Here is a 21,838-nt window from a genome sequence, read left to right on the forward strand (position 1 = left end):
CCGCGTTCTATCGCGTGCGACAGGCAGGGTGAACCGGTTTCTTGAAGAGGCGTTCAAATGCCGCCAGCAATTTCGCCTTGAATTTATCATGATGAATATTGTCCATTGGACCGGCATTTCAGAAACCGCAATCATGAGACGTGACGATGACTAATCATACCCGCGCTGAAACCGTCCGGCGTTCGCGACCTGTGCGCGTTGCCGAGGCGATCAAGGAGTGGGTGGTGGAAAAAGGACTGGCCCCGGGCGACAGGCTGCCGGGCGAGGCCGAACTGATCGCACGTTTCGCCATGTCCAAGGGAACGATCCGCGAAGCCATGCGGCTGTTGCAGGCACAGGGGCTTGTTGTCACCAAGACCGGCCCCGGCGGCGGCAGTTTCGTTGGCGAGGTCTCGCAGGACCGCGCCAGGGCGCTGCTGGCGAACTATTTCTATTTTCAGAACGTCTCGATCGACGACATCTACCAGGTGCGGATCGCGCTTGAACCCGAAGCGGCCGCATCGCTGGCGGGGAAGCTGGACGAGAGCCAGTATGCCGAGCTTTCAGCGATCATGACTGCCTATGAGCACCCCGCCGAGGATGCCGAGAGCGAACGCCTGCAGCACGTCGCATCGCTGCGGTTTCACGCGACATTGGCGGGGTTCGCAGACAACGTGCTGCTGGGATTTTTCATTGGCTTCATGGCACAGATCTTGACCGATCTGACCGTCTACAAGCGGCTCTACTCCAAACCGAACCATGAATTATGGCGCGAGGGACGGCGTCACCAGCTTGACCTGCTTGGCGCGTTGCGGGCTGAGGATGCTGACACAGCGCGCGCGATCATGCGCGATCACATGCAGATGGCACGGCGGCTGATGGAGGATCAGGAAGCCGTGGTTATGAAGCGTTTCATCGCGGAATAGAGCCTATTTCACCGGCGATTTACGCAGGTCGATGGCACCGCTAGGCGCGGTCGCCCGGTGCGGATCGTTCAGGGTTGGCACGAGATCGGCCCAAACTGCATAGGGCGTGGACATGGCGCGGCGGTACAGTGCGCGAAGGTCGCGCAGAGGCTGCTCGGAGTAATCTATGCGCAGCGACAGCGGTGCGGCATCGCGGTTGACGATGAGGATCGCCGCCGAAAGCAGACCACGGCTGTCGCCGCCGGTGCTGGCCGCTGCCTCTAGCGCCTCGATGAGGCGCAGTTCAAAAGATGACTCGGAGCGGGTGTAAGCTTCAATGCATGAATCCAGCACCGAGGCGGAAGACAGCAGGTTGCCGGCGACCACGACGTGGGGCGCTTCGCGAGATCCGGCAAAGGCGATACTTTCCTGACCGGTGAAGGCGGCCGTATTGCCGTTAAGGTCGAGCGCCGACATCTGGCGATGATCGCGACCGCTGTCCTCGCCGGTCAGCTTTGCTACGGTTTGCACGGCAGTCAGGCCCTGTTTCATCAGATCGAGCGCGCCTGTGCCCCAGAGTGTCGAAGGCAGGGACCCCTGGGAGGCGGACATCCCCGATTCGGCGTCGCCGCGCAGAACCCAGCCGCCAACGCAAAGACTGCCTGTCGTGGCCGCGCCGCCGTAACTGCCCGTTTTTTCGTCGAAGGCGAGTATCGAAATTGTCATTTCAGTGGCTCTCTTATCATGGGGTTGAATTTATCATGAAAATTTGGCCTCATGCAATTTATCATGATAAATAAAACAAATTTCAGTGGAGGTGCGGCCATGTCGCTTGTTTCTTTCTCACGCCGGGGTGTGCTGGCTGCTGGCACCACGCTGGCCTTGATGCTGGGGGCCGCATCGCTGGCGCAGGCACAGACCCCGCCCGGCGTCCTGATCGTCGGCCAGATCGCCGAGCCAAAGTCGCTTGATCCGGCAGCCGTGACCGCGGTGAACGATTTCCGGATCCTGATGAACGTCTATGACGGGTTGGTGCGCTACAAGGACGGCACACTGGAAGTGGAACCGGCGCTGGCCACGGACTGGACGATCTCGGAAGACGGGACCGAATACACCTTTACCCTGCGCGACGGGGTGAGTTTTCACGATGGCAGCGCCTTTGACGCCGAGGCGGTAAAGTTCAATTTCGACCGGATGCTGGATGAGAGCCATCCTTTCCATGACACCGGGCCCTTCCCGCTGGCCTTTTTCTTTTCGGCTGTCGAAAACGTCGAAGTGGTGGACCCGCTGACGGTGAAATTCACGCTGAATGCGCCCTATGCGCCGTTCCTGTCGAACCTTGCCTATCCGACCGGGCTGATCGTGTCGCCCGCCGCCGTCGAAGCGGGTGGGGCCGATTTCGGGCGCAACCCCTCGGGCACCGGGCCGTTCAAATTCGGCGAATGGCGGTCGAACGAGGCGGTGGTGATCGAAGCCAACCCGGACTACTGGGACGGCGCGCCCGAACTGCAGGCGGTTGTTTTCCGTCCGATCACGGATGCAAATACCCGCACCGCCGAGATGCTGGCCGGAGGGATCGACCTGATGGTGGAAGTGCCGCCCGTCGCGCTGAGCGAGTTCCAGGGCGAACAGTATTCCGTGTTCGAACAGGCCGGGCCGCATGTCTGGTTCCTGATCCTGAACGCCAAGGAAGGCCCCTTTGCCGACAAGCTGGTGCGTCAGGCCGCGAATTACGCGATCAACAAGGAAGCGCTGGTAAACAACGTGCTCGAGGGCACGGCTGAGGTCGCTGCCGGGCCGACTCCGCCCGCTTTCGCCTGGGCGTATAACCCGGATCTCGAACCTTATCCTTATGACCCGGAAAAGGCCAAGGAACTGCTTGCCGAAGCCGGGGCGGAAGGTGCGTCGCTGACCTTTTATGTGACCGAAGGCGGGTCGGGCATGCTGGACCCGATTGCCATGGGCACCGCGATGCAGGCCGATCTGGAAGCGGTCGGGTTCGATGTGACCATCGAGACCTACGAATGGAACACCTTCCTTGGCGAGGTGAACCCCGGTCTGGAAGGCAAGGCGGACATGGCCGAGATGGCATGGATGACGAATGACCCGGATACCCTGCCCTTTCTCGCGCTGCGCACCGACGCATGGCCGGACAAGGGCGGGTTCAACTCGGGTTATTATTCCAACCCGAAGGTGGACGAGCTGCTGGAAGCGGCCCGCGTTGCCACCGATCAGGAAGAACGCGCGAAGCTGTACAAAGAGATGCAGGTGATCGTGCAGGAAGACGCGCCCTGGGTTTTCGTCGCGAACTGGAAGCAGAACGCAGTGACCAGCGACCGGGTCGAGAATTTCTCGCTTCAGCCGTCGTTTTTCCTGCTGCTGGATGATGTCGTGAAGAACTGAGGCTTCGGGCCGGCGGTGCCGGCCCGACCGACGCGCCGGCCGGTGGCCGGCGCGGGCCTCCGGCGGAAGTATTTTCGGCAAGAAGAAGAGGGGTGTGGTGCCCCTTGTCCGGACCAGCCCGGGGAGGGCAAGGATGGGAAGCTATATCGTCAAACGATTGTTGTCGGCCATCCCGGTATTGCTCGGGATCACGGTCATCGTTTTCCTGATAATGGCGATGATCCCCGGCGATCCGGCCACCGCGATCCTTGGATCCTATGCCACGCCGGACAACGTCGAGAAGCTGAACCGCGATCTTGGGCTGGATAAGCCATTGGTGCAGCAGTATTTCATCTGGCTCGGCAATATGCTGACCGGTGATTTCGGTACCTCTTTCGCGCTGAACCGGCCGGTGATCGACGAGGTGCTGGAACGGTTCAACGGGACGCTGGTGCTGGCCGGGACCGCCTTTGTGCTCTGTTCCATCTTTGGCGTCATCGCAGGGGTTGTTTCCGCCGCGAACCAGTATGGCTCGGGCGACAAGATCATCACCTTTGCGGTACTTCTGGGGATTTCGATCCCGTCCTTTTTTCTTGGCATGATGATGATCCTGTTTTTCGCGGTGAACCTGCGCTGGTTCCCGGTGTCGGGCATGTGGCCGATCTATGGCGCGCGCGATCTTTCCGCTCTGATCAGTCACCTGACCCTGCCTGCCATTGCGTTGGCCGTCGTGGCGACCGGGGTAATCGCGCGGCTGTCCCGCTCGGCCATGCTCGAAGTGCTGCGGCAGGATTTCATACGCACCGCGCGAGCCAAGGGCGTGCATGAGCGCGGGGTGATCTGGCGCCATGCGCTCAAGGCGGCGATGGTGTCGATCATCCCGGTGCTGGGCATTCAGGCCGGGTTCGTGTTGTCGGGCGCGGTTTACATCGAGATTGTCTTCCAGTGGCCCGGCGTGGGCCGGATGCTGGTCGATGCGATCCTGAAACGGGATATCCTGCTGGTGCAGGGCGGCGTCGTTTTTGTCGCGGCCTGCTACGTGTTGTTCAACATCGCGGTGGACGTGGCGCAGAGCCTGCTTGATCCGAGGATCAAGACATGACCGGTTTTCTCAAACTGCTGGCGCGGAACCGGCTGGCATTGGCCGGGGCGATTGTCATGGCGCTGGTGATCTTGCTGGCGCTGGTCACGCCGATTTTGCCGCTGGCGGACCCGGACGTGACGGATACGGCGAACCGGTTCAGGCTGCCGTTCAGCGAGGGGGCGTTGCTGGGAACCGACCATCTGGGCCGGGACATGCTGTCGCGGCTGCTGTGGGGGACGCGGCTGTCGCTGGCGGTGGGGTTTGCCGCTGCCATCGTCGCGGCGACGATCGGTGCGGCCATCGGGATCATTTCGGGTTATTACGGCGGGCGGGTCGACAACGTCATCATGCGTGGCGTCGATATGCTGATGGCTTTTCCCTATATCCTGCTGGCGCTGGCGATTGTCGCGGCGCTCGGCCCGGGGCTGTTGAACGCGCTGATCGCCGTGGCGGCGGTGAACGTGCCGTTTTTTGCCCGCAACATCCGCGGCATCACGGTAGGGCTGGCGCATAAGGAATTCGTGGATGCGGCGCGGCTGGCGGGACTGACCAACGCGCGGATCATCCTGACAGAGATCCTGCCCAACGTGATCCCGGTGATCGTCATCGCCATGTCCACCACCATCGGCTGGATGATCCTTGAAACCGCTGGGCTCAGCTTTCTCGGTCTGGGCTCGCAGCCGCCACAGGCCGATCTCGGATCGATGCTGGGCGAAGCGCGGTCGGCCCTGATCACCAATCCGCATACCTCGGTTGTGCCGGGAGTGATGATCCTGATCATCGTGATGTCGATCAACCTGCTGGGCGACGGTGTGCGTGACGCGCTTGATCCGCGCCTGAAATCCGGTGCCCTGTCGCGGCCCATGGCGGCCACGCGGGTCGACCGGCGCGCGCCGGTGCCGGAAGCTATCGGCGCAGGGCTGCTGGAAGTGCAGAACCTGCAGACCGAGTTTCACGTGCGTGGCCGGAACTACAGGGCGGTGGGCGGTGTGTCCCTGCATGTGAAGCCGGGCGAATGTCTCGGCATCATCGGCGAAAGCGGTTCGGGCAAGTCGGTGACCGCGCTAAGCGTCATGGGCCTTGTCGCGTCACCGCCGGGCGTGATCGCGGGCGGCGCCGTGCGCTATGACGGAAAGGACCTGATCGGAGCGCCCTACCGGCGGTTGCGCGAGATGCGGGGGCGCAACGTGGCCTATATCTTTCAGGACCCGCTGGCAACGCTGCATCCGCTCTATCGCGTCGGCGACCAGTTGATCGAGGCGATCCGCGCGCACCGGCCCATCGGCAAGCAGGAGGACCGCACGAAGGCCATCGAACTGCTCAAGGCGGTGCGGATACCGAACCCGGAAAAACGCGTATCGGATTACCCCCACGAGATGTCTGGTGGGATGCGGCAGCGGGTCGGCATCGCGATGGCGCTGGCGAATGATCCGGATATCATCATCGCGGATGAACCAACCACCGCGCTGGATGTCACCGTGCAGGCACAGATCCTGTCGCTGCTGGACGATCTGCGGCGGTCACGCGGGCTGGCGATTGTTTTTATCACTCATGATTTCGGCGTTGTCGCGCAGCTTTGTGACCGGGTCGCCGTGATGTATGCGGGGCGGATTGTCGAAGAAGGGCCGACGCGGGGCATGCTTGAAACGCCGCTGCATCCCTATACCGCGCGGCTGATGGCCTGCGTGCCGGAACTGGGCGGGGGCAAGCGTCGGCTTGAGGCGATCCCGGGCCTGCCACCGGTTGTCGACAGGCTGCCCGAAGGCTGCGCCTTTGCCGACCGGTGCACCAAGGCGCGCGAGGATTGCCGGGTGGGAGAAATCCACCTTGAACGCGAAGGCGCGCGGGCGGTGCGCTGCATCCACCCGGAAACGCCGCTGCGGGAGGCTGCCGAATGACGATTGCGCTTCAGCTCGATAACCTGTCGAAATCCTTTCCGGTCGGGCGCCGCCTGTTCGGCGCACCAAAGGGCGTGGTGCGCGCGGTGCATCCGATCTCGCTTACGGTCGAGAAGGGCGAAACCCTTGGCATCGTGGGTGAATCCGGATGCGGCAAATCCACCCTTGCACGGATGCTGGTGGGATTGCTTGAGCCGACCACGGGCCAGATCGAAATCGAGGGTGCAGCGCTCGACAATGCGGACCCAGCGATTTTCGGGAAGCGGATCCAGTACGTGTTTCAGGACCCGATTTCCTCGCTCAACCCTCGCAAGACGATCCGGCAGGTGATGGAAGCGCCGCTGAAACGGCTGCACGGCATGAAGAAGGCTGAACGCAACCGGCGGATCGCAGAGATCTTCGACAGCGTGAACCTGCGGGAAGAATTCCTTGATCGCTATCCGCACGAATTTTCCGGGGGGCAGGCCCAGCGCATCGGGATCGCGCGGGCGCTGGCCGCCGAAGCCAGTATCCTGATCCTTGACGAGCCGGTTTCCGCGTTGGATGTTTCCGTGCAGGCGCAGGTGCTGAACCTGCTGGCCGATCTAAAGGCCGAGTTGGACCTGACCTACCTGTTCATCAGCCACGACCTAGCCGTGGTGGAAGCGGTTAGCGACCGTATCGCCGTGCTTTATTTTGGATCGGTAGTGGAAATCGGCCCTGCGGAAGAGGTGTTTCGCGCGCCACGCCATCCCTATACGCGTCTGCTGGCCAAGAGCGCGCCGGTGGTTGGCCGTCCGCTGACCGCGCCGGAGGCGAAAGGCAGCGAGCTTCCCGATCCGTTGAACCCGCCGCCGGGATGCGCCTTTGCGGCCCGTTGCCCGCATGCGACAGAGATTTGCCGGAGCGAGACGCCGGAACTGCCCGGGAGCGGACAATCGGGCGCGGCCTGTTTCCATCCTCTGGCGTGAGGTTGCATTTAGCGGGCCGTGATACTGCGCCCGCCGGGACCGGACAGGATGAGCGCCCCGGTTGGCGAGATTTCGAAACGCTCGACGTGTTTTAGCACGGCAAAAAGATTCGCCTCCTGATCTCCGAGGGCGGGTACGCAGGCCTTGCGGGTGCTCGCGACGGGGCCGAGAGACAGTTTGTCACCACCGATTTCGTAAGAGCCAGTGTAGGTGTTGCAGCCGCCTGAGCCGTAAACACGGCCCTCACCGTCAAAGGTCAGAGTGGTGCGGGCATTGTCGATTACACCCTTGCCGTCGATATCCTCGACCAGCCATTCGCGGCCTGTGATTTCAGGCGTGCCCGAGACTTGCGACAGGAGCAACCGGCCAAGCTTGACCTCTTGCAGCGCCGGGTCCACGGGGATGGTTTCCGTCGTTGTCCAGATCAGCGCACCATCGGGCGCATGGATCGTGCCCCTGAGCGCCAGCATCCTGTCGGTTCCAATCATTTCACGCCGTAGGGAGAAGGCAAAGGGGACAGGCACCTGCCCTGCGGGGATTTCGAGCAAGGCCAGCCGTGTCGCGCCGACGTCCATCCGGCTGGCATCGATCAGAGTAATGCGGGCCATGGACTCCGGTGGCAGGGCGATCCGTTCTCGGTACTCAAGACTGCCTGAAATGGTGATCATATCCGGTTCAGCCGAGAGGGGAGGCGCGACGGTGATGAAAAGCGCGCCAAACTGCCATATCAGAGGCTTGCTCACGAGGTTTCCGATCATCGTCACACTCCGTCTTTGCCGTATCATGCCCGGTGCCCGATCCGAATGCGAAGGGCAAAGTAAATAGACCCGATCAATCTATGGGCGAGTCCCTCTCTACCATTCGGTAAGCAGCGGAGCGACAGGTTTATCCTGTGGCGGATTGCTCGCAGTCCGCCCGCGCGAGCTGCGCTTGCAAGGTTCGTTACTGGCGGACCGCTTTCGCTGAGGCCACCCGCACAGTCAACGCAGCGTTCAACAGGACCAGCGCGAGAACGATCAGGGGCGGAATCGCGTGGGAATACTCCCCCGCCAGCAGAACCGTTCCGGCCGCTGCCGCCATGACGCCGGCTGCGAGCAGGCTTCCGATCAGGCGGGTGCGCGGCATCGCGATTAGGATCGCCGAGAACCATTCCAGAAGACCGGTGAGATAGTTGAACCCGCTTGGATAGCCCCAACGTTCGTAATCCATGAGGATTTCAGGCGTGGCGAAAATGTTCATCGTGCCGCCAAGGGCAAAGAAGGCGACCAGCAACCACGCGAAAATAGAGCGCCACGGGATATTCTTCATTATTCGTCACTTTCATTTCTGGTGCTCCGTCGAGCGGATGGGCCGACCATCAGAGCATTTCGGACCTGTTGCCATCGAGAGACAACCGAACCATAGCGCGGGTCGTGCCACACCAGCGGTGCGCGGTCGAGACCCTGGACCATATCCCGCGCGTGCCCGGAAAAAAGAATGTGGTCCAATCGCTACTTGGCAAGTCGATCAGCATCGAGTGCATCGTGCGTGCGACTCTGTTCCTACGTGATCCAGAAAACTGCTCGAGTTAAGTCCATTCGATTACCGGGTGACGCCAGTATTGGCTTATCGGACGATGTCGAACGCCCGGGTAACCAGGTCGTTTAGTTCTCCGTTGGTATCGAGGCGGGTCCAGGCAATATCTCCGACATCGCGTTTTGATTGCTTCGCGACCACCGAGGCATCTGCGTCGGAGGCATCCTCCCGGCGATTTGTGACGCGGTTTGTCAGGGTCTTTTCCGGGGCTTCGAGCCAAATTCCCGTGAAATCAACCCCGGCACGTTGCGCCAGCGATGCAACGGTCTCCCGTTCTGCTGGCGCCATGAAGGTCGCATCGAGGATGACGGACTGACCCGCGGCGAGAATGGTTTCGGCCCTCTCCTGAAGCCGGTCATAAACGTCCTGCGCAGATGCGGCCGAATAGGCGTCCTCGGGGAGATGTTCCAGCGGGTCCACACCGGCCAGCGCCTTACGCTCAAGATCGCTGCGAAGGTGTACCGCGCCCGGAAAGCGCCCGATCTCGGGGGCCAGACATCGCGCCAGCGTTGTCTTACCGGTGCCTGACAGCCCGCCCACCGCAATCAGGCGCGGCGGCGCATCGTCGAGCGCCCTTCCCGCGTAATCCATGTAGGATTGTGCATCCTTGTTGGATTGGCCTTCGCGGTGCGCGGCGGCGTCCGTCTGGACATCCACCATCGCGCGGATACCGGCGCGGATTGCAAGGAACAGCGGCAGCGCGGCAAGCGAGCCGTCTTCTGCGCCGCCTTGTTCAAAAAGCCATGCGTTCAGGACTATATTCGCCGCGCGGTGTAGAGTCTGGTGCTGCAAGTCCATCACCAGAAAGGCGAGGTCGTAGAGAATGTCGCATGTGCCGAGCGTTTCATCGAATTCCAGCGCATCGAACGGCACCGGTCGCCCGTCGATCAGAACGAGATTGCGGAGGTGCAGATCGCCGTGGCAGCGGCGCACGCGGCCCGCTGCGCTGCGGTCGGTCAAAAGCGGCGAGACCCGGTCGAAAGCTCTCCAGGCGCGCGACGAAAACTGCGCTACGCGGGCGTCACCCAATTGCTGCCCCATGCCGGAAAAGGCGGTTTCGAGTTCTTCGATGATCTCGCCGATCAAACGCGCACCATCTGCGTCACGTCGGGACGATTGCGCATGATATCTTGCAACCGCCTGACCGAGGTCTTCGGCCAGCCGGTCCGTCATTTCACAGCGCGCGACGACCTGAGACAGCTCTGCCTCTTGGGGGAAACGCCACATGCGCAGGACCCATTCGACCGGCTCACCGCTTCCGCCAAGGTTCAGCCCATCTTCGTTCCGCGTAACGGGGATGACGTCGCGATAGATCTCGGGCGCGGCGGGCTGGTTCAACTCCAATTCGCGCCGCAGCATCTTTTCGCGGATGTCGAGCGTCGAAAAATCCATGTAGTCATAGCTGACCGCGCGCTTGATTTTCAACGCCTCGTCTCCGGCAAGAAAGATATGCGCGCCATGGGTTTCCACGTGGTCGACGGGCGCCCCACCGTGATGCGCCGGGTTCAGCAGAAATTGGATGACCTCGTCCTGTTCGTCGGACATTTTTGCGCCCTTCCCTATTCTGTCGTCACCGCCCCCTGCGTTTACAACGGAACATACAATTCGGGCCGCAGCCTAGGCATCGCAAAGACAAGTTACGTTGACTTCGATCAAGGTAGAAATGCGGCGGATGCGCAGAATACGGCAATCAACTCTTTCAGATATCGGAGACCGAATCATGGTGAATACCAAAGAAAAGGCACCCGTCGAAAAGATGATCAAACTGCGCTGGGATTTTTCCAAGTGGAACGGCAGGGACTATCTGGAAACATGGTTGGATATCGGCAGTGAACTTCAGGATTTTGTCGCCGAGCGCATCCGCGAAGACGTCCTGACCCAGCATCGCATCCTGCATTCCCATACGCCGGGCGAACTCAAGCATATTCAGGCAGAATACGTGCAAAAGGCGATGGACGATTACGCCGAAAAAACCGGCAGGCTGGTGGAACTGGGCAACAAGCTGATGACCCCACCGAATTGACGGCGGTTCGTCACGGTCGGAAAGTATCTGCGAATTACCCGAAGCGGTGGACTGATTTGATATTCAATCTCGGATCTCGAAAAATCGATCATATATGTAACAATAACATACGTCATTAACTGACACGAGACACCGACTGATGAGTGATGATCCTTACAAGGTTCTGGGTGTGGCCAAGACCGCAAAGCAGGACGAAATTAAGAAGGCCTATCGCAAGCTTGCCAAGAAGCTGCACCCCGACCTGCATCCCGGCGACAGCGGAAAGCAGGCCGAGTTTCAGGCGGTTTCGGCGGCCTATGATCTGCTTGGCGACCCGGAAAAACGCCGGCAGTTCGACGCGGGCGAGATAGACGCCTCGGGGCAGGAACGCCCGGAGCGAAACTTTTATCACCAGTATGCCGGTGGCAATGAAGGCAGGCGGTACGATCCCGGCACCGGGCAGGAAGGGTTCGAGGACATGTCCGACCTGTTTTCCGATCTCTTCGGTCGGCGCGGGTCGGGCGGTTATCGGCAGAGCTTCGATGCCCGCGGGCAAGATCTGCGCTATAATCTCGAGGTCGATTTTCTGGATGTGGCCCGTGGCGGTAAACATGCGGTGACGATGCCCGACGGCAAAAGGCTCGACATATCGATCCCTAAGGGGCTTCGCGAGGGGCAGACCCTGAGGCTTCGCGGCAAGGGCGGGCCGGGTCATGGCAAGGGACCGGCAGGCGATGCGCTGGTCACGATTTCGATTCGACCCCACCCGGTGTTTCAGCGGGAGGGCGATGATATCGAGGTCGAACTGCCGATCAGCTTCGACGAAGCGGTTCTGGGCGCAAAGGTCGAGGTGCCAACGATTGACGGGCCCGTGTCGATGTCGATTCCCAAGGGCGCGTCCTCGGGCCGACGGCTGCGGCTGAAGGGAAAAGGCATCGCCAAGAGCGGCGGCGGTGCGGGCGACCAGATCGTGCGGCTAAGGATCGACATACCCAAGCATACAGATGCGCAAATGGAAGAGATCGCAAAGCGCTGGCGGGATCACGTGAATTTCGACCCGCGCGAGGAGCTGCGGAGGAAAACATGAGTTATGACGAAAGTGCTGTCGTTGCCCGTATCCGGCGCCTGAGTCTGAGGGATCTGCGGATCTGGGTCGGGGAAGGCTGGGTGCGCCCCGCGCAAGGCGACAACGGCCCGGTCTTCGATGATCTGGACATCGCGCGAATCCGGCTGGTGTGCGATCTGCGCAAGGAGATGTCTCTGCCCACCGATGCGATCCCGGTCGTCCTGTCGTTGCTCGACAACCTTCACAGCGCGCGGCGGGAATTGAAATATCTTGCCAAGGCGGTGGAAAAACAGCCCGATGAAGTTCGGCGGGACATCGTGGCCGTCTACCGCGCGACGAGAGAGACGGAACCGGCGAACGAAGCGTGATCGTTTACTGGGAATAGCCCAGAAGCAGGTGACGCAGGCCCAGCGCCGCGCCGGCAAAGATCGACAGCAGCGTCGGCACGGCGGAATAGGCCAGCAGCGAGAATGCCGAAACCCCCTGCCCGATGCTGCAGCCGACCGCCAGTATCGCACCGCCGCCCATGAGCGCGGCGCCAACCATCTGGCGCTTTAGCTCGCGGGAATCGTCGCAGGCTTCCCAGCGGAATTCACCCCGCAGGCAAGAGCCGATCCATGATCCGGCGAGCACGCCCGCGATAGAACCGACACCGAAGGTCAGCGGCGTGCCGGAGGCTGTCATGAGAAAGAGCGTGGTTTCTCCGATCGGTGCGGCAAAGGTATGGGTGCGGGGAATCTCGGCCGAGAAGCCATGCACAGAGACCCACTCTGTGCCGATCCAGCCGGAAACCACAGCAAGCCCGACCACCGCGCCCCAGAAGATATGCCGGACAGTCATGGGTTCCCACTGATGGGCAAAGGTCGCGCCAAGGATGATCGCGCCGATGGCGACACCGGTGATCCAGCGTGGCACGCCTGTCAAAGCCTCGATGGCGAGGGACATGCTTTGCGGATCAGGGGCCGTATCGACCGGAAAGAGCGTCAGGCGCAGGGTCGCGAGCGGACCGGACATCACGATATATGCCGAAATGCCCATTACCAGCACTATCATCAATGAACGGAGGTCGCCTCCACCCAGACGCGCCAGCGCGCCGTAGCCACAGTTGCCGCTGAGCGCCATGCCGTAACCGAAAGTCAGCCCGCCGAGTACCGCGCCGACCGGGTTCCAGGTCAGGGCGACATAGGCGGTGTCTTCGGCAGCGATCAGGTGGAAAGGCATGGCGAGATGGGCCGCGATCACGGCCGTGCCGATGGCGATTCCCCACATGCGAAGGCGACGTTCATCGCCGCCATAGAGCGCATCCTCGATGGCGCCGAGCGTGCAGAAACGGCCGACACGCGCGGCAAGGCCAAGAGCGATACCACCCAATAGGCCGATCAGCGCAACAGCCTGCGCCTCGGACAGATAGTCAAGCATTTCATCGTCCTGTGCCTTAACCGCGCGGCGGGCCGCGCGGTCACTCCTCCCGACAGAACAGGTCGTAGACAACTTCCATGATTTTGCGCGGACGGTCATCTGTCAAGGCGTAGTAGATCGTCTTGCCTTCGCGGCGCGGCGTCACCAGCCCTTCGAGCCTGAGCCGCGACAGCTGTTGCGAGACCGCCGCCTGTCGTGCCGACAACAGTTCTTCGAGTTCCATCACCGACTTTTCGCCCGAGACGAGATGGCACAGGATCATCATCCGGCCTTCGTGTCCGATCGTCTTGAGGAAATTCGACGCGCGCGTGGCATTGCGCATCATCCGGTCCATTTCCTCTGGGCTTGTATCCGCGTCAAAGACCGGAAGGCGCGCGGCAACAGGTTCGGCGTTTTGATTATCAGTACTGCCGCTTTCAAGCGTCATCGTTCATCCGTCCTGTCTCGCTCAAGCCCATGTCGTCGGTTGTTAGCATAGGGCTCAATGGGATGCGAAAAAAGTCTTTACCCGGTCGGCAGGCAAACCGTTTCGACCCGACGCCATTAAGGACGCGGGTATCGGCCCGACAGAATTGCGGGTCCACTGCCAAGACGGCGGGAGATATTCGTTTTGTAATCTTCACTTTGCCAGATTGACCCAAGGTCATACAAAATCATAATGTAATATTCGAATTTATCAAGATGAATGGAAGCTTCCGATGCTGGATGTCACTTTTCTGGGCGCTTTGGTCGCGGGGCTGCTGTCCTTTGTGTCGCCCTGCATCCTGCCGATGGTGCCATTCTACCTTGGCTACCTGGCGGGGACGGGGGTGCAGAACCTTGCGGAAGACGGCGCCGTCCCAGCGACTGTCAGGCGACGGGCGGTTCTGGCCTCGGCCCTGTTCGCGCTTGGCGTGATCACGATCTTTGTCGCTCTGGGAGCATCGGCGTCATTGTTTGGCCAGATGGTGCGGGACTATTTCGATATCCTCAAATGGGCGGCTGCAGCGATCATCTTTGCCATGGGGCTGCATTTTCTGGGGGTGGTGAAAATTCCCCTGCTCTACCGCGAATGGCGGGCCGATGCGGGCGATGTACAGAACGTCAGCCTTGTGGGCGCCTATGTGATCGGTCTGGCTTTTGCCTTTGGCTGGACACCCTGTGTGGGTCCGGTATTAGCCGCGATCCTGTTCACCGCTGCCGGAGAGGAATCTGCCCTGCGGGGCGGGCTCCTCCTGTTCATCTACGGGGTCGGGATGACCGCGCCATTCGTGGTCGCGGCGCTGTTCGTCGGCCCGTTCATGCAGTGGATGAAGCGATTCCGAAAGCATCTTGGCCTGGTCGAAAAGGCCATGGGCGTGCTGCTCATCCTGTTCGCGGTGCTGATCGCAACGGATTCGGTGAACCTTATTGCGCAATGGATGCTGGAACACGTGCCGTGGTTCCAGAATGTGGGGTAAGGCCCCCGGGAGGAGAAAATGAAGCAACTATTAGGAACACTGGCCGTCGCGCTGACGGTGGCAGCGCCGGTTCATGCGACCGGGTTGGGTGATGACGGTCTGCACAAGGCACCGTGGATGCACGACACCTTTAAAGACCTGCGCGAAGACCTTGGCGAAGCACAGGCGGAAGGCAAGCGGCTGATGCTGCTGATCGAGCAAAGGGGCTGCATTTACTGCAGCAAGATGCACGAGGAAGTCTTTATCCAGCCTGAAATCGGGACCCTGCTGAACGACAAGTATTTTGTCATCCAGATCAATATGTTCGGCGATGTAGAAGTCACCGATTTCGATGGCACCGCGTTGCCCGAAAAAGAGATGGTGCGCCGCTGGGGCCTGCTGTTCACCCCGACGATGATCTTCATGCAGGAACAGGTGCCCGAGGATGCGATGGCCACGCAGGCAGCCGCTGCCGTCATGCCGGGTGCCTTTGGCAAACAGACCACCTTCGACCTGCTGAACTGGGTGCTGGAAAAGGGCTATGATGGGGAGGAGCCGTTTCAGAAATACCATGCCCGGAAGATCGAAGAGCGTGGGAACTGAATCGCGAGCGAATCACATCATAATATTCAACTAGATGAATTTGATGTTGTGTTCTGCGGCATATCGTTGCTAACGTGACGTTACAATTCGGGAGGAGACATGAGGATCACGGTTCTGATTCCGTCGGCGCTCGCGCTCTGCGCGACCGCGGCGGTGGCTGAGACAGTGCTGCCTGCGAACATAGAGTTCAACGAGGGAGCGATCGAAACGCCGCTCACCGATGCGCCGGGCGATCCGGCACGCGGCAGGGAGATCATGACATCGCGTGGCAAGGGCAACTGCATTGCCTGCCATGACGTGGCGGCGTTGAAAGACGCACCGTTCCACGGCGAAGTGGGCCCGCCGCTCGACTTTGTCGGCGAGTATCGCAGCGCGGCCGAACTGCGCGGGATCGTGGCCAACGCAAAACAGACGTTTGAAGGGACGGTGATGCCGGCCTTTTACAAGACCACCGGTTTTATCCGGCCCGGCGATGCCTACACGGGCAAGGCCGCACCGGCTGACCTTCCACCGATCCTGTCGGCGCAGGAGATCGAAGACGTCGTCGCCTTTCTCCAGACGCTGAAGGAGGGATGACCCGCATGATGAGGAGAGTGCAATGCAACTGACGAGACGCGAAACCCTGGCCCTTGGGCTTGGCGCCGCGGCCATGACATTCCTGCCGTTCCGCGTGAACGCAGCGGCGACGGACGATCTGATCGCGGAATTTACCGGCGGCGCGGATCTGGCAGAGGGCGGGGTCGACCTGACTGCGCCAGAGATCGCGGAAAACGGCAACACGGTTCCAATCGATGTCAGCGCCCCCGGCGCCACGGCCATCATGGTTCTGGCAACGGGTAACCCCACCCCGCCGGTCGCGACCTTCAACTTTGGTCCGCTTGCCTCGGAACAGCGCGCCTCGACGCGTATCCGGTTGGCCGGGACGCAGGACGTGGTGGCGGTGGCAAAACTTGCCGACGGCAGTTTCGCCAAGGCATCGAAGACCGTGAAGGTCACCATTGGCGGCTGCGGCGGCTGAGAGAGGAGCTCAAGAAATGGCAGAAGGTGTAAAAGCCCGCGTGAAAGTACCGAAATCGGCGGCGGCGGGCGAGGACATCGTCATCAAGACGTTGATCAGCCACCCGATGGAGAGCGGCCAGCGGAAAGATAGCGATGGCAACAAGATACCGCGCTCGATCATCAATCGCTTTACCTGCGACTTCAACGGCCAGAACGTGATCGACGTCACGCTGGAACCGGCGATTTCGACTAACCCGTATTTCGAATTCGTGGCCAAGGTGCCCGAAGCCGGTGAGTTCAAATTCACCTGGTACGACGATGACGGCTCTGTCTACGAGGAAAGCAAGGCGGTCGAGATCGGCTGAATGCGCCACCTGCTCCGGACCCGTCCGGGGCAGGCAGCTTTGGGAGGAGTGACATGAAATACAAATCGATGACGGCCATTGCCGTCACGTTCGCGGCGTTCGGGACAGCCGCCTTTCCGGACGCCGATGACAATCAGCTTGTCATCAATGGCGAGACCGAGATCGTTACCGAAGCGGCCGCCCCGGATCATATGGAAAACATCGACACGATCTATTCCGGCTGGCGTTTCCGGTCGGAAGAGACGCAGGCGCTGGAAGCGGATGATTTCGACAATCCCGGCATGATCGCGGTGGATCAGGCCATGGATCGCTGGGCGACGGTAGAGGGCGACAAGAACAAGTCCTGCGCATCCTGTCACGGTGACGACCCGGCCGAAAGCATGGCCGGCGTTCGCGCGGTCTATCCGAAATGGAACGACGATGCCGGTGAGGTCCGCACCCTTGCGATGCAGATCAACGATTGCCGCGAGAACCAGATGGGCGCGGAACCCTATGGCTATACCAGCGCCAAAATGACGGCGATGGAGGCCCTGATTTCCGTCCAATCGCGGGGGCTTCCGGTGAACGTGGCCATCGACGGCCCGGCCCGGGAGACCTGGGAAAAAGGCAAAGAGATCTATTACACCCGGTATGGTCAGCTTGAACTGAGCTGCGCGAATTGCCACGAGGAGAACTATGGCAATCACATCCGGGCCGATCACCTCAGCCAGGGCCAGATCAACGGCTTCCCGACCTACCGGCTCAAGAACACCAAGCTGAACCAGGTGCAGGCTCGTTTCAAAGGGTGCATCCGCGACACCCGCGCCGAGACCTTCAGCCCCGGCAGCCCCGAGTTCATCGCGCTGGAGCTGTACGTTGCCTCGCGCGGCAATGGGCTTTCGGTGTCCGCACCCTCGGTCCGGAACTGAGTTAAAACCCCGCCCGGCAAATCCGGGCGGGGATAACCACACCAAAGACATTCATAATAATGAATGTTTATATGTGAACCGACGAAGAAGGCAGTGCACATGATCTCTCGACGCGATTTTTTGCAGGTTTCCATGGCCGCTGCGTCTCTGACCGGAGCCTCTGGCTTTGGATCATGGGCGCGGCTGGCGGCTCAGCAGCGCCTGACACAGGACCAGCTGCTGGAATTCGAGACCTTCGGAAATGTCTCGCTCATCCACATCACCGATATTCACGCGCAGCTGAAGCCGATCTGGTTTCGCGAACCATCGGTCAACATCGGCGTGGGCCCGAACAAGGGTAAGGTGCCACATGTCACCGGTGCCGATTTCCGCCGTCTCTATGGAATCGAGGATGGCAGCCCGTCACATTACGCCTTGTCCTCGGGCGATTTTTCGGCGCTGGCGCAGGCATACGGCAAGGTCGGAGGGCTTGACCGGGTTGCGACCGTGGTCAAGGCGATCCGCGCCGCGCGACCGGACGCGCTTTTGCTGGATGGTGGCGACACATGGCACGGTTCCTATACCTGCTACCAGACGCAGGCGCAGGACATGTTCAATGTCATGGCGGCCTTGAAACCCGACGCGATGACCTTTCACTGGGAATTCACCCTTGGATCGGACCGCGTGGCCGAGCTTGTCGAGGCGCTGCCCTTTGCCGCGCTGGGACAGAACATCTTTGACGCGGAGTGGGACGAACGGGCGGAACTCTTCCCGCCTTACAAGTTCTTCGAGAGCGGTGGTGTCAGGATTGCGGTCATCGGACAGGCGTTCCCCTATATGCCGATCGCCAATCCCGGCTGGATGTTCCCCGAGTATTCGTTTGGCATCCGGGACCAGCATATGCAGGAGATGGTCGACGAGGTGCGCGGACAGGGTGCCGAACTGGTCGTTTGCCTGTCGCACAACGGGTTCGACGTGGACAAGAAAATGGCCTCGGTCGTGACAGGTATCGACGTCATCCTTTCGGGCCATACCCATGACGCGCTGCCCGAGCCTGTTCTGGTGGGCGACACGATCATCATCGCGTCGGGGTCGAACGGAAAGTTTGTCAGCCGTGTCGATCTGGATGTGCGGGACGGTCAGATGATGGGGTTCCGTCACAAGCTGATCCCGATCTTTTCGGACGTCATAGAACCCGATGCCGAGATGGCCGCGCTGATTGACGAGGAACGCGCGCCATATAAGGCGGAACTGGAGGAAGTGATCGGTACGACCGACTCGCTGCTTTACCGGCGCGGCAATTTCAATGGCTCCTGGGATGATCTGATCTGCGATGCGTTGCTTTCTGAGCGCGACGCGGAAATTGCGCTGAGCCCCGGTGTGCGCTGGGGGCCAAGCCTGACGCCTGGGGCCGAGATCACCCGGGAAGACATCTGGAACGTCACCTCGATGACTTATCCGGAGGCCTACCGCACCGAAATGACTGGCGAATTCCTGAAGGTCGTGCTCGAGGATGTGGCGGACAACATCTTTAACCCCGATCCCTATTACCAGCAGGGCGGTGACATGGTGCGGACCGGCGGCCTTGGCTACCGTATCGACATCTCCAGGCCGCAGGGTGGGCGGATTTCCGAGATGACGCTGTTGAAAACCGGTGAAAAGATCGACCCTGCCCGCAGCTATCAGGTCGCCGGTTGGGCAAGCGTCAACGAGGGCACGGAAGGGCCGCCGATCTGGGACGTGGTCGAAGCGCATATCCGCAAACTGGGGACGGTGAGCACCACCACCCGCGAAACCGTCGACGTGGTGGGGCTCTAGCCCCGCCGACTGAAGAGGAAGAACCATGAGCGAAGAGAACAGAACAGGCCCCTCGCGCCGACAGTTCCTGACCAGCGCCGCCGCGCTTGGCGCCGGGAGCGTTGCAGCGGGCATGGCCCGGGCCCAGACGCCCGACCCGTTGATCACCGAAATCCAGCCATGGGCGCAACAGTTTGGCGACGGCGTAGATGCCACCCCCTATGGTCTGCCGATCCGGTTCGAGGATGATGTCATCCGGCGCAACGTGCCGTGGCTGACAGCGGATGTGACGAGTTCGATCAACTTCACGCCGATCCACGCGCTGGACGGAACCATTACCCCGCAGGGCTGCGCCTTTGAACGGCACCATTCGGGTGCCATCGAGCTTGCCAAGCCGGATTACCGGCTGATGGTGAACGGCCTTGTCGACCGCGAACTGATCTTTACCTACGAAGACCTCGAACGCTTTCCCCGCGAAAACCACGTCTATTTCTGCGAATGCGCCGCGAATACCGGTATGGAATGGGCGGGGGCGCAGCTGAACGGCGCGCAGTTCACCCATGGGATGATCCACAACATGGAATATTCCGGGGTGCCGCTGCGCACGATCCTGCAAGAGGCCGGGCTAAGCGCGGCGGGCGACCTCAAAGAGAAGTGGATCTATGTCGAGGGGGGCGATGCCTCGTCCAATGGACGTTCCATCCCCATGGAAAAGGCGCTGGATGATGTGCTTGTGGCATTCAAGGCGAATGGTGAGGCGCTGAGAAAGGAACATGGCTACCCTGTCCGGCTTGTCGTGCCAGGCTGGGAAGGCAACATGTGGGTCAAATGGCTGCGCCGGATCGAGGTAAGCGACGGCCCCGTGGAAAGCCGCGAAGAAACCTCGAAATACACCGACACACTGGCCGATGGCACCGCTCGCAAGTGGACATGGGTGATGGACGCGAAATCTGTCGTCACCTCGCCCTCGCCCCAATCGCCGATCACGCATGGTCCGGGGCCGCTGGTCATCACCGGGCTCGCTTGGAGCGGTCACGGCAAGATCGCGCGGGTCGATGTATCCAAGGACGGCGGCATGACATGGGAGACCGCAAGGCTGGCCGGTGAACCCGGCAACCGGGCGCTGACCCGTTTCTACCTCGACACGGAATGGAACGGAGAAGAGATGTTCCTGCAATCCCGCGCCATTGATGAAACCGGCTATGTCCAGCCGACCAAGACACAGCTGCGCGAGGTGCGCGGACTGAATTCGGTCTATCACAACAACTGCATCCAGACCTGGTGGGTGAAACCGAGCGGGGAGGCAGAAAATGTCGAAGTTTCCTGATTTTGGCGTGGCCGTCGGGCTGGGGACCATTGGCCTGCTTGGCATGACCTATCTTGGCGTGTCTGATGTGCATATGAATGGCGCGGGAACGGCAGCTTCCCGGGAAGGGTCGAGCGGCTGGTTCATCTCCGCCGCACGCGCAGACGAATTGACCGGAACGCGACTTGGCCTTGGGCGGCCCGCACTGCCCGAGGAACTGGCGGCCTGGAATGTCGACGTGCATCCGGATGCCAGTGGCCTGCCCGAAGGGTCGGGCTCGGTCGAAGATGGCGAAGTGCTGTTTTCCGAAAACTGCGCTGTGTGCCACGGCGAATTTGCCGAAGGTATCGACAACTGGCCAGAACTGGCCGGGGGTGAAGGGACGCTGGCGGATGACGACCCGGTCAAGACGGTGGGCAGTTACTGGCCATACCTGTCGACGGCATGGGACTATGTCCACCGCTCAATGCCCTATGGGAACGCCCAGACGCTTTCCAACGACGATGTCTACGCGATCGTCGCCTATATCCTCTATTCCAACTACCTCGTGGAAGACGACTTTGTTCTGACGAAGGACAACTTCCTTGACGTCGAGATGCCCAATGCTGACGGGTTCGTGATCGACGACCGGCCCGAGACGGAATATGCGAAATGGACCGGCGAACCCTGCATGGAGAACTGCAAGGACGAGGTAAAGATCACCATGCAGGCGTCGAACCTTGACGTGACGCCCGGCATTGAGACAGAGGTGGAAGCCAAGGCAGAGGCACCGGCAGCCGATGAAACACCGGCAGAGGTCGAGGCAAAGACGGAGACCGCCAGCATCGATCCTGAACTGATCGCCGCGGGCGAAAAGGTCTTCCGGAAATGCAAGGCCTGCCATGACGTCGGAGCAGATGCCAAGAACAAGTCAGGCCCGCAGCTTAACGGCATCGTCGGCCGGGTGATGGGATCTGCCGAAGACTTCCGGTACTCCAAGGGATTTCAGGAAGCTCATGACGAAGGTCGTGTCTGGGACGAGGCTGTGCTGGCTGAATTCCTCGCCAAGCCAAGGGCTTTCATGAAGGGTACGAAGATGTCCTTTGCCGGGCTCAAGAAAGAAGAAGACGTGGCGGCGCTGCTCGCTTACCTTCAGCAGCACGGAGAATGACAACGGCTTTGGCGTCTATCTGAGCGCGGTGGCCCGCCTCCCGGCCATCGCTT

The 21,838-nt window shown here is 60.9% G+C and carries 23 protein-coding genes; 17 read left to right on the top strand and 6 right to left on the bottom strand.

From position 1 onward, the window contains the following. Window positions 1–146: 146 nt before the first annotated feature. Window positions 147–905, top strand: coding sequence for a FadR/GntR family transcriptional regulator (locus tag MF268_RS16410; protein ID WP_238371953.1), 759 nt, complete (start codon window positions 147–149; stop codon window positions 903–905). A 3-nt stretch (window positions 906–908) separates the two neighbouring features. Here MF268_RS16410 and MF268_RS16415 read toward each other — a convergent pair whose 3' ends face one another. Continuing rightward, entirely contained in the window at window positions 909–1,610 is a 702-nt protein-coding gene (locus MF268_RS16415; protein ID WP_238371954.1) for a DUF1028 domain-containing protein, read from the bottom strand. Between the two features lie 99 nt (window positions 1,611–1,709). Between MF268_RS16415 and MF268_RS16420 the strand changes: the two genes are divergently transcribed. The 4 genes from MF268_RS16420 to MF268_RS16435 all read left to right on the top strand — a co-directional run bounded on the left by MF268_RS16420 (window position 1,710) and on the right by MF268_RS16435 (window position 7,198). Continuing rightward, entirely contained in the window at window positions 1,710–3,287 is a 1,578-nt protein-coding gene (locus MF268_RS16420) for an ABC transporter substrate-binding protein (protein ID WP_238371955.1), read from the top strand. A 133-nt stretch (window positions 3,288–3,420) separates the two neighbouring features. Then, on the top strand, window positions 3,421–4,368 hold the full coding sequence (locus MF268_RS16425; protein WP_238371956.1) for an ABC transporter permease: 948 nt from the start codon (window positions 3,421–3,423) through the stop codon (window positions 4,366–4,368). Beyond that, complete coding sequence (locus MF268_RS16430; RefSeq protein WP_238371957.1) at window positions 4,365–6,248, top strand: dipeptide/oligopeptide/nickel ABC transporter permease/ATP-binding protein; 1,884 nt, start codon at window positions 4,365–4,367, stop codon at window positions 6,246–6,248. Before MF268_RS16425 ends, MF268_RS16430 begins: the two co-directional genes overlap by 4 nt. After that, window positions 6,245–7,198, top strand: coding sequence for an ABC transporter ATP-binding protein (locus tag MF268_RS16435; protein ID WP_238371958.1), 954 nt, complete (start codon window positions 6,245–6,247; stop codon window positions 7,196–7,198). The genes MF268_RS16430 and MF268_RS16435 overlap by 4 nt, the downstream gene beginning before the upstream one ends. Window positions 7,199–7,206: 8 nt before the next feature. Here MF268_RS16435 and MF268_RS16440 read toward each other — a convergent pair whose 3' ends face one another. The 3 genes from MF268_RS16440 to MF268_RS16450 form a co-directional block, all read right to left on the bottom strand. Further along, window positions 7,207–7,956 carry an META domain-containing protein gene (locus MF268_RS16440; RefSeq protein ID WP_238371959.1) on the bottom strand — a complete coding sequence of 250 codons (750 nt, stop codon included), beginning with the start codon at window positions 7,954–7,956 and terminating at the stop codon, window positions 7,207–7,209. A 184-nt stretch (window positions 7,957–8,140) separates the two neighbouring features. After that, window positions 8,141–8,506, bottom strand: coding sequence for a DoxX family protein (locus MF268_RS16445; RefSeq protein WP_238371960.1), 366 nt, complete (start codon window positions 8,504–8,506; stop codon window positions 8,141–8,143). Window positions 8,507–8,803: 297 nt separating this feature from the next. Continuing rightward, the gene (locus MF268_RS16450) at window positions 8,804–10,318 is read right to left on the bottom strand and encodes a bifunctional aminoglycoside phosphotransferase/ATP-binding protein (RefSeq protein WP_238371961.1); all 1,515 of its coding nucleotides are present in this window, start codon (window positions 10,316–10,318) and stop codon (window positions 8,804–8,806) included. Window positions 10,319–10,493: 175 nt separating this feature from the next. Between MF268_RS16450 and MF268_RS16455 the strand changes: the two genes are divergently transcribed. The 3 genes from MF268_RS16455 (at window position 10,494) to MF268_RS16465 (ending at window position 12,209) form a co-directional block, all read left to right on the top strand. Continuing rightward, on the top strand, window positions 10,494–10,796 hold the full coding sequence (locus MF268_RS16455) for a phasin family protein (RefSeq protein WP_238371962.1): 303 nt from the start codon (window positions 10,494–10,496) through the stop codon (window positions 10,794–10,796). A gap of 139 nt (window positions 10,797–10,935) precedes the next feature. After that, window positions 10,936–11,862 carry a DnaJ C-terminal domain-containing protein gene (locus MF268_RS16460; RefSeq protein ID WP_238371963.1) on the top strand — a complete coding sequence of 309 codons (927 nt, stop codon included), beginning with the start codon at window positions 10,936–10,938 and terminating at the stop codon, window positions 11,860–11,862. Continuing rightward, window positions 11,859–12,209, top strand: a complete 351-nt coding sequence (locus MF268_RS16465; protein WP_238371964.1) for a MerR family transcriptional regulator — start codon at window positions 11,859–11,861, stop codon at window positions 12,207–12,209. The genes MF268_RS16460 and MF268_RS16465 overlap by 4 nt, the downstream gene beginning before the upstream one ends. A gap of 4 nt (window positions 12,210–12,213) precedes the next feature. On the opposite strand, the gene MF268_RS16470 is transcribed toward MF268_RS16465, so the two are convergent. Next, window positions 12,214–13,260 carry a YeeE/YedE family protein gene (locus MF268_RS16470; RefSeq protein WP_238371965.1) on the bottom strand — a complete coding sequence of 349 codons (1,047 nt, stop codon included), beginning with the start codon at window positions 13,258–13,260 and terminating at the stop codon, window positions 12,214–12,216. A gap of 40 nt (window positions 13,261–13,300) precedes the next feature. After that, entirely contained in the window at window positions 13,301–13,687 is a 387-nt protein-coding gene (locus MF268_RS16475) for an ArsR/SmtB family transcription factor (RefSeq protein ID WP_238371966.1), read from the bottom strand. 271 nt (window positions 13,688–13,958) lie between these two features. Here MF268_RS16475 and MF268_RS16480 point away from each other — a divergent pair, with 271 nt between their 5' ends. From MF268_RS16480 to MF268_RS16520, 9 genes are all read left to right on the top strand, one after another. Beyond that, the gene (locus MF268_RS16480) at window positions 13,959–14,699 is read left to right on the top strand and encodes a cytochrome c biogenesis CcdA family protein (protein ID WP_238371967.1); all 741 of its coding nucleotides are present in this window, start codon (window positions 13,959–13,961) and stop codon (window positions 14,697–14,699) included. Between the two features lie 18 nt (window positions 14,700–14,717). Next, window positions 14,718–15,281: a thioredoxin family protein gene (locus MF268_RS16485; protein ID WP_238371968.1), complete on the top strand. Its 564-nt coding sequence runs from the start codon at window positions 14,718–14,720 to the stop codon at window positions 15,279–15,281. Window positions 15,282–15,380: 99 nt separating this feature from the next. Next, the gene (gene soxX / locus MF268_RS16490; protein WP_238371969.1) at window positions 15,381–15,857 is read left to right on the top strand and encodes a sulfur oxidation c-type cytochrome SoxX; all 477 of its coding nucleotides are present in this window, start codon (window positions 15,381–15,383) and stop codon (window positions 15,855–15,857) included. A 22-nt stretch (window positions 15,858–15,879) separates the two neighbouring features. Beyond that, window positions 15,880–16,299: a thiosulfate oxidation carrier protein SoxY gene (soxY, locus tag MF268_RS16495; RefSeq protein ID WP_238371970.1), complete on the top strand. Its 420-nt coding sequence runs from the start codon at window positions 15,880–15,882 to the stop codon at window positions 16,297–16,299. Window positions 16,300–16,315: 16 nt separating this feature from the next. Continuing rightward, window positions 16,316–16,645, top strand: a complete 330-nt coding sequence (gene soxZ, locus MF268_RS16500; RefSeq protein ID WP_088631557.1) for a thiosulfate oxidation carrier complex protein SoxZ — start codon at window positions 16,316–16,318, stop codon at window positions 16,643–16,645. Window positions 16,646–16,698: 53 nt separating this feature from the next. Continuing rightward, window positions 16,699–17,553, top strand: a complete 855-nt coding sequence (gene soxA / locus MF268_RS16505; protein ID WP_238371971.1) for a sulfur oxidation c-type cytochrome SoxA — start codon at window positions 16,699–16,701, stop codon at window positions 17,551–17,553. 99 nt (window positions 17,554–17,652) lie between these two features. Next, window positions 17,653–19,350, top strand: a complete 1,698-nt coding sequence (gene soxB / locus MF268_RS16510; protein ID WP_238371972.1) for a thiosulfohydrolase SoxB — start codon at window positions 17,653–17,655, stop codon at window positions 19,348–19,350. Window positions 19,351–19,375: 25 nt separating this feature from the next. After that, window positions 19,376–20,656, top strand: coding sequence for a sulfite dehydrogenase (gene soxC, locus MF268_RS16515; protein ID WP_238371973.1), 1,281 nt, complete (start codon window positions 19,376–19,378; stop codon window positions 20,654–20,656). Further along, the gene (locus MF268_RS16520; protein WP_238371974.1) at window positions 20,640–21,785 is read left to right on the top strand and encodes a c-type cytochrome; all 1,146 of its coding nucleotides are present in this window, start codon (window positions 20,640–20,642) and stop codon (window positions 21,783–21,785) included. Before soxC ends, MF268_RS16520 begins: the two co-directional genes overlap by 17 nt. Window positions 21,786–21,838: the final 53 nt, after the last annotated feature.

The sequence above is a fragment of the Heliomarina baculiformis genome (assembly GCF_019966545.1).
GTDB lineage: Bacteria > Pseudomonadota > Alphaproteobacteria > Rhodobacterales > Rhodobacteraceae > Heliomarina > Heliomarina baculiformis.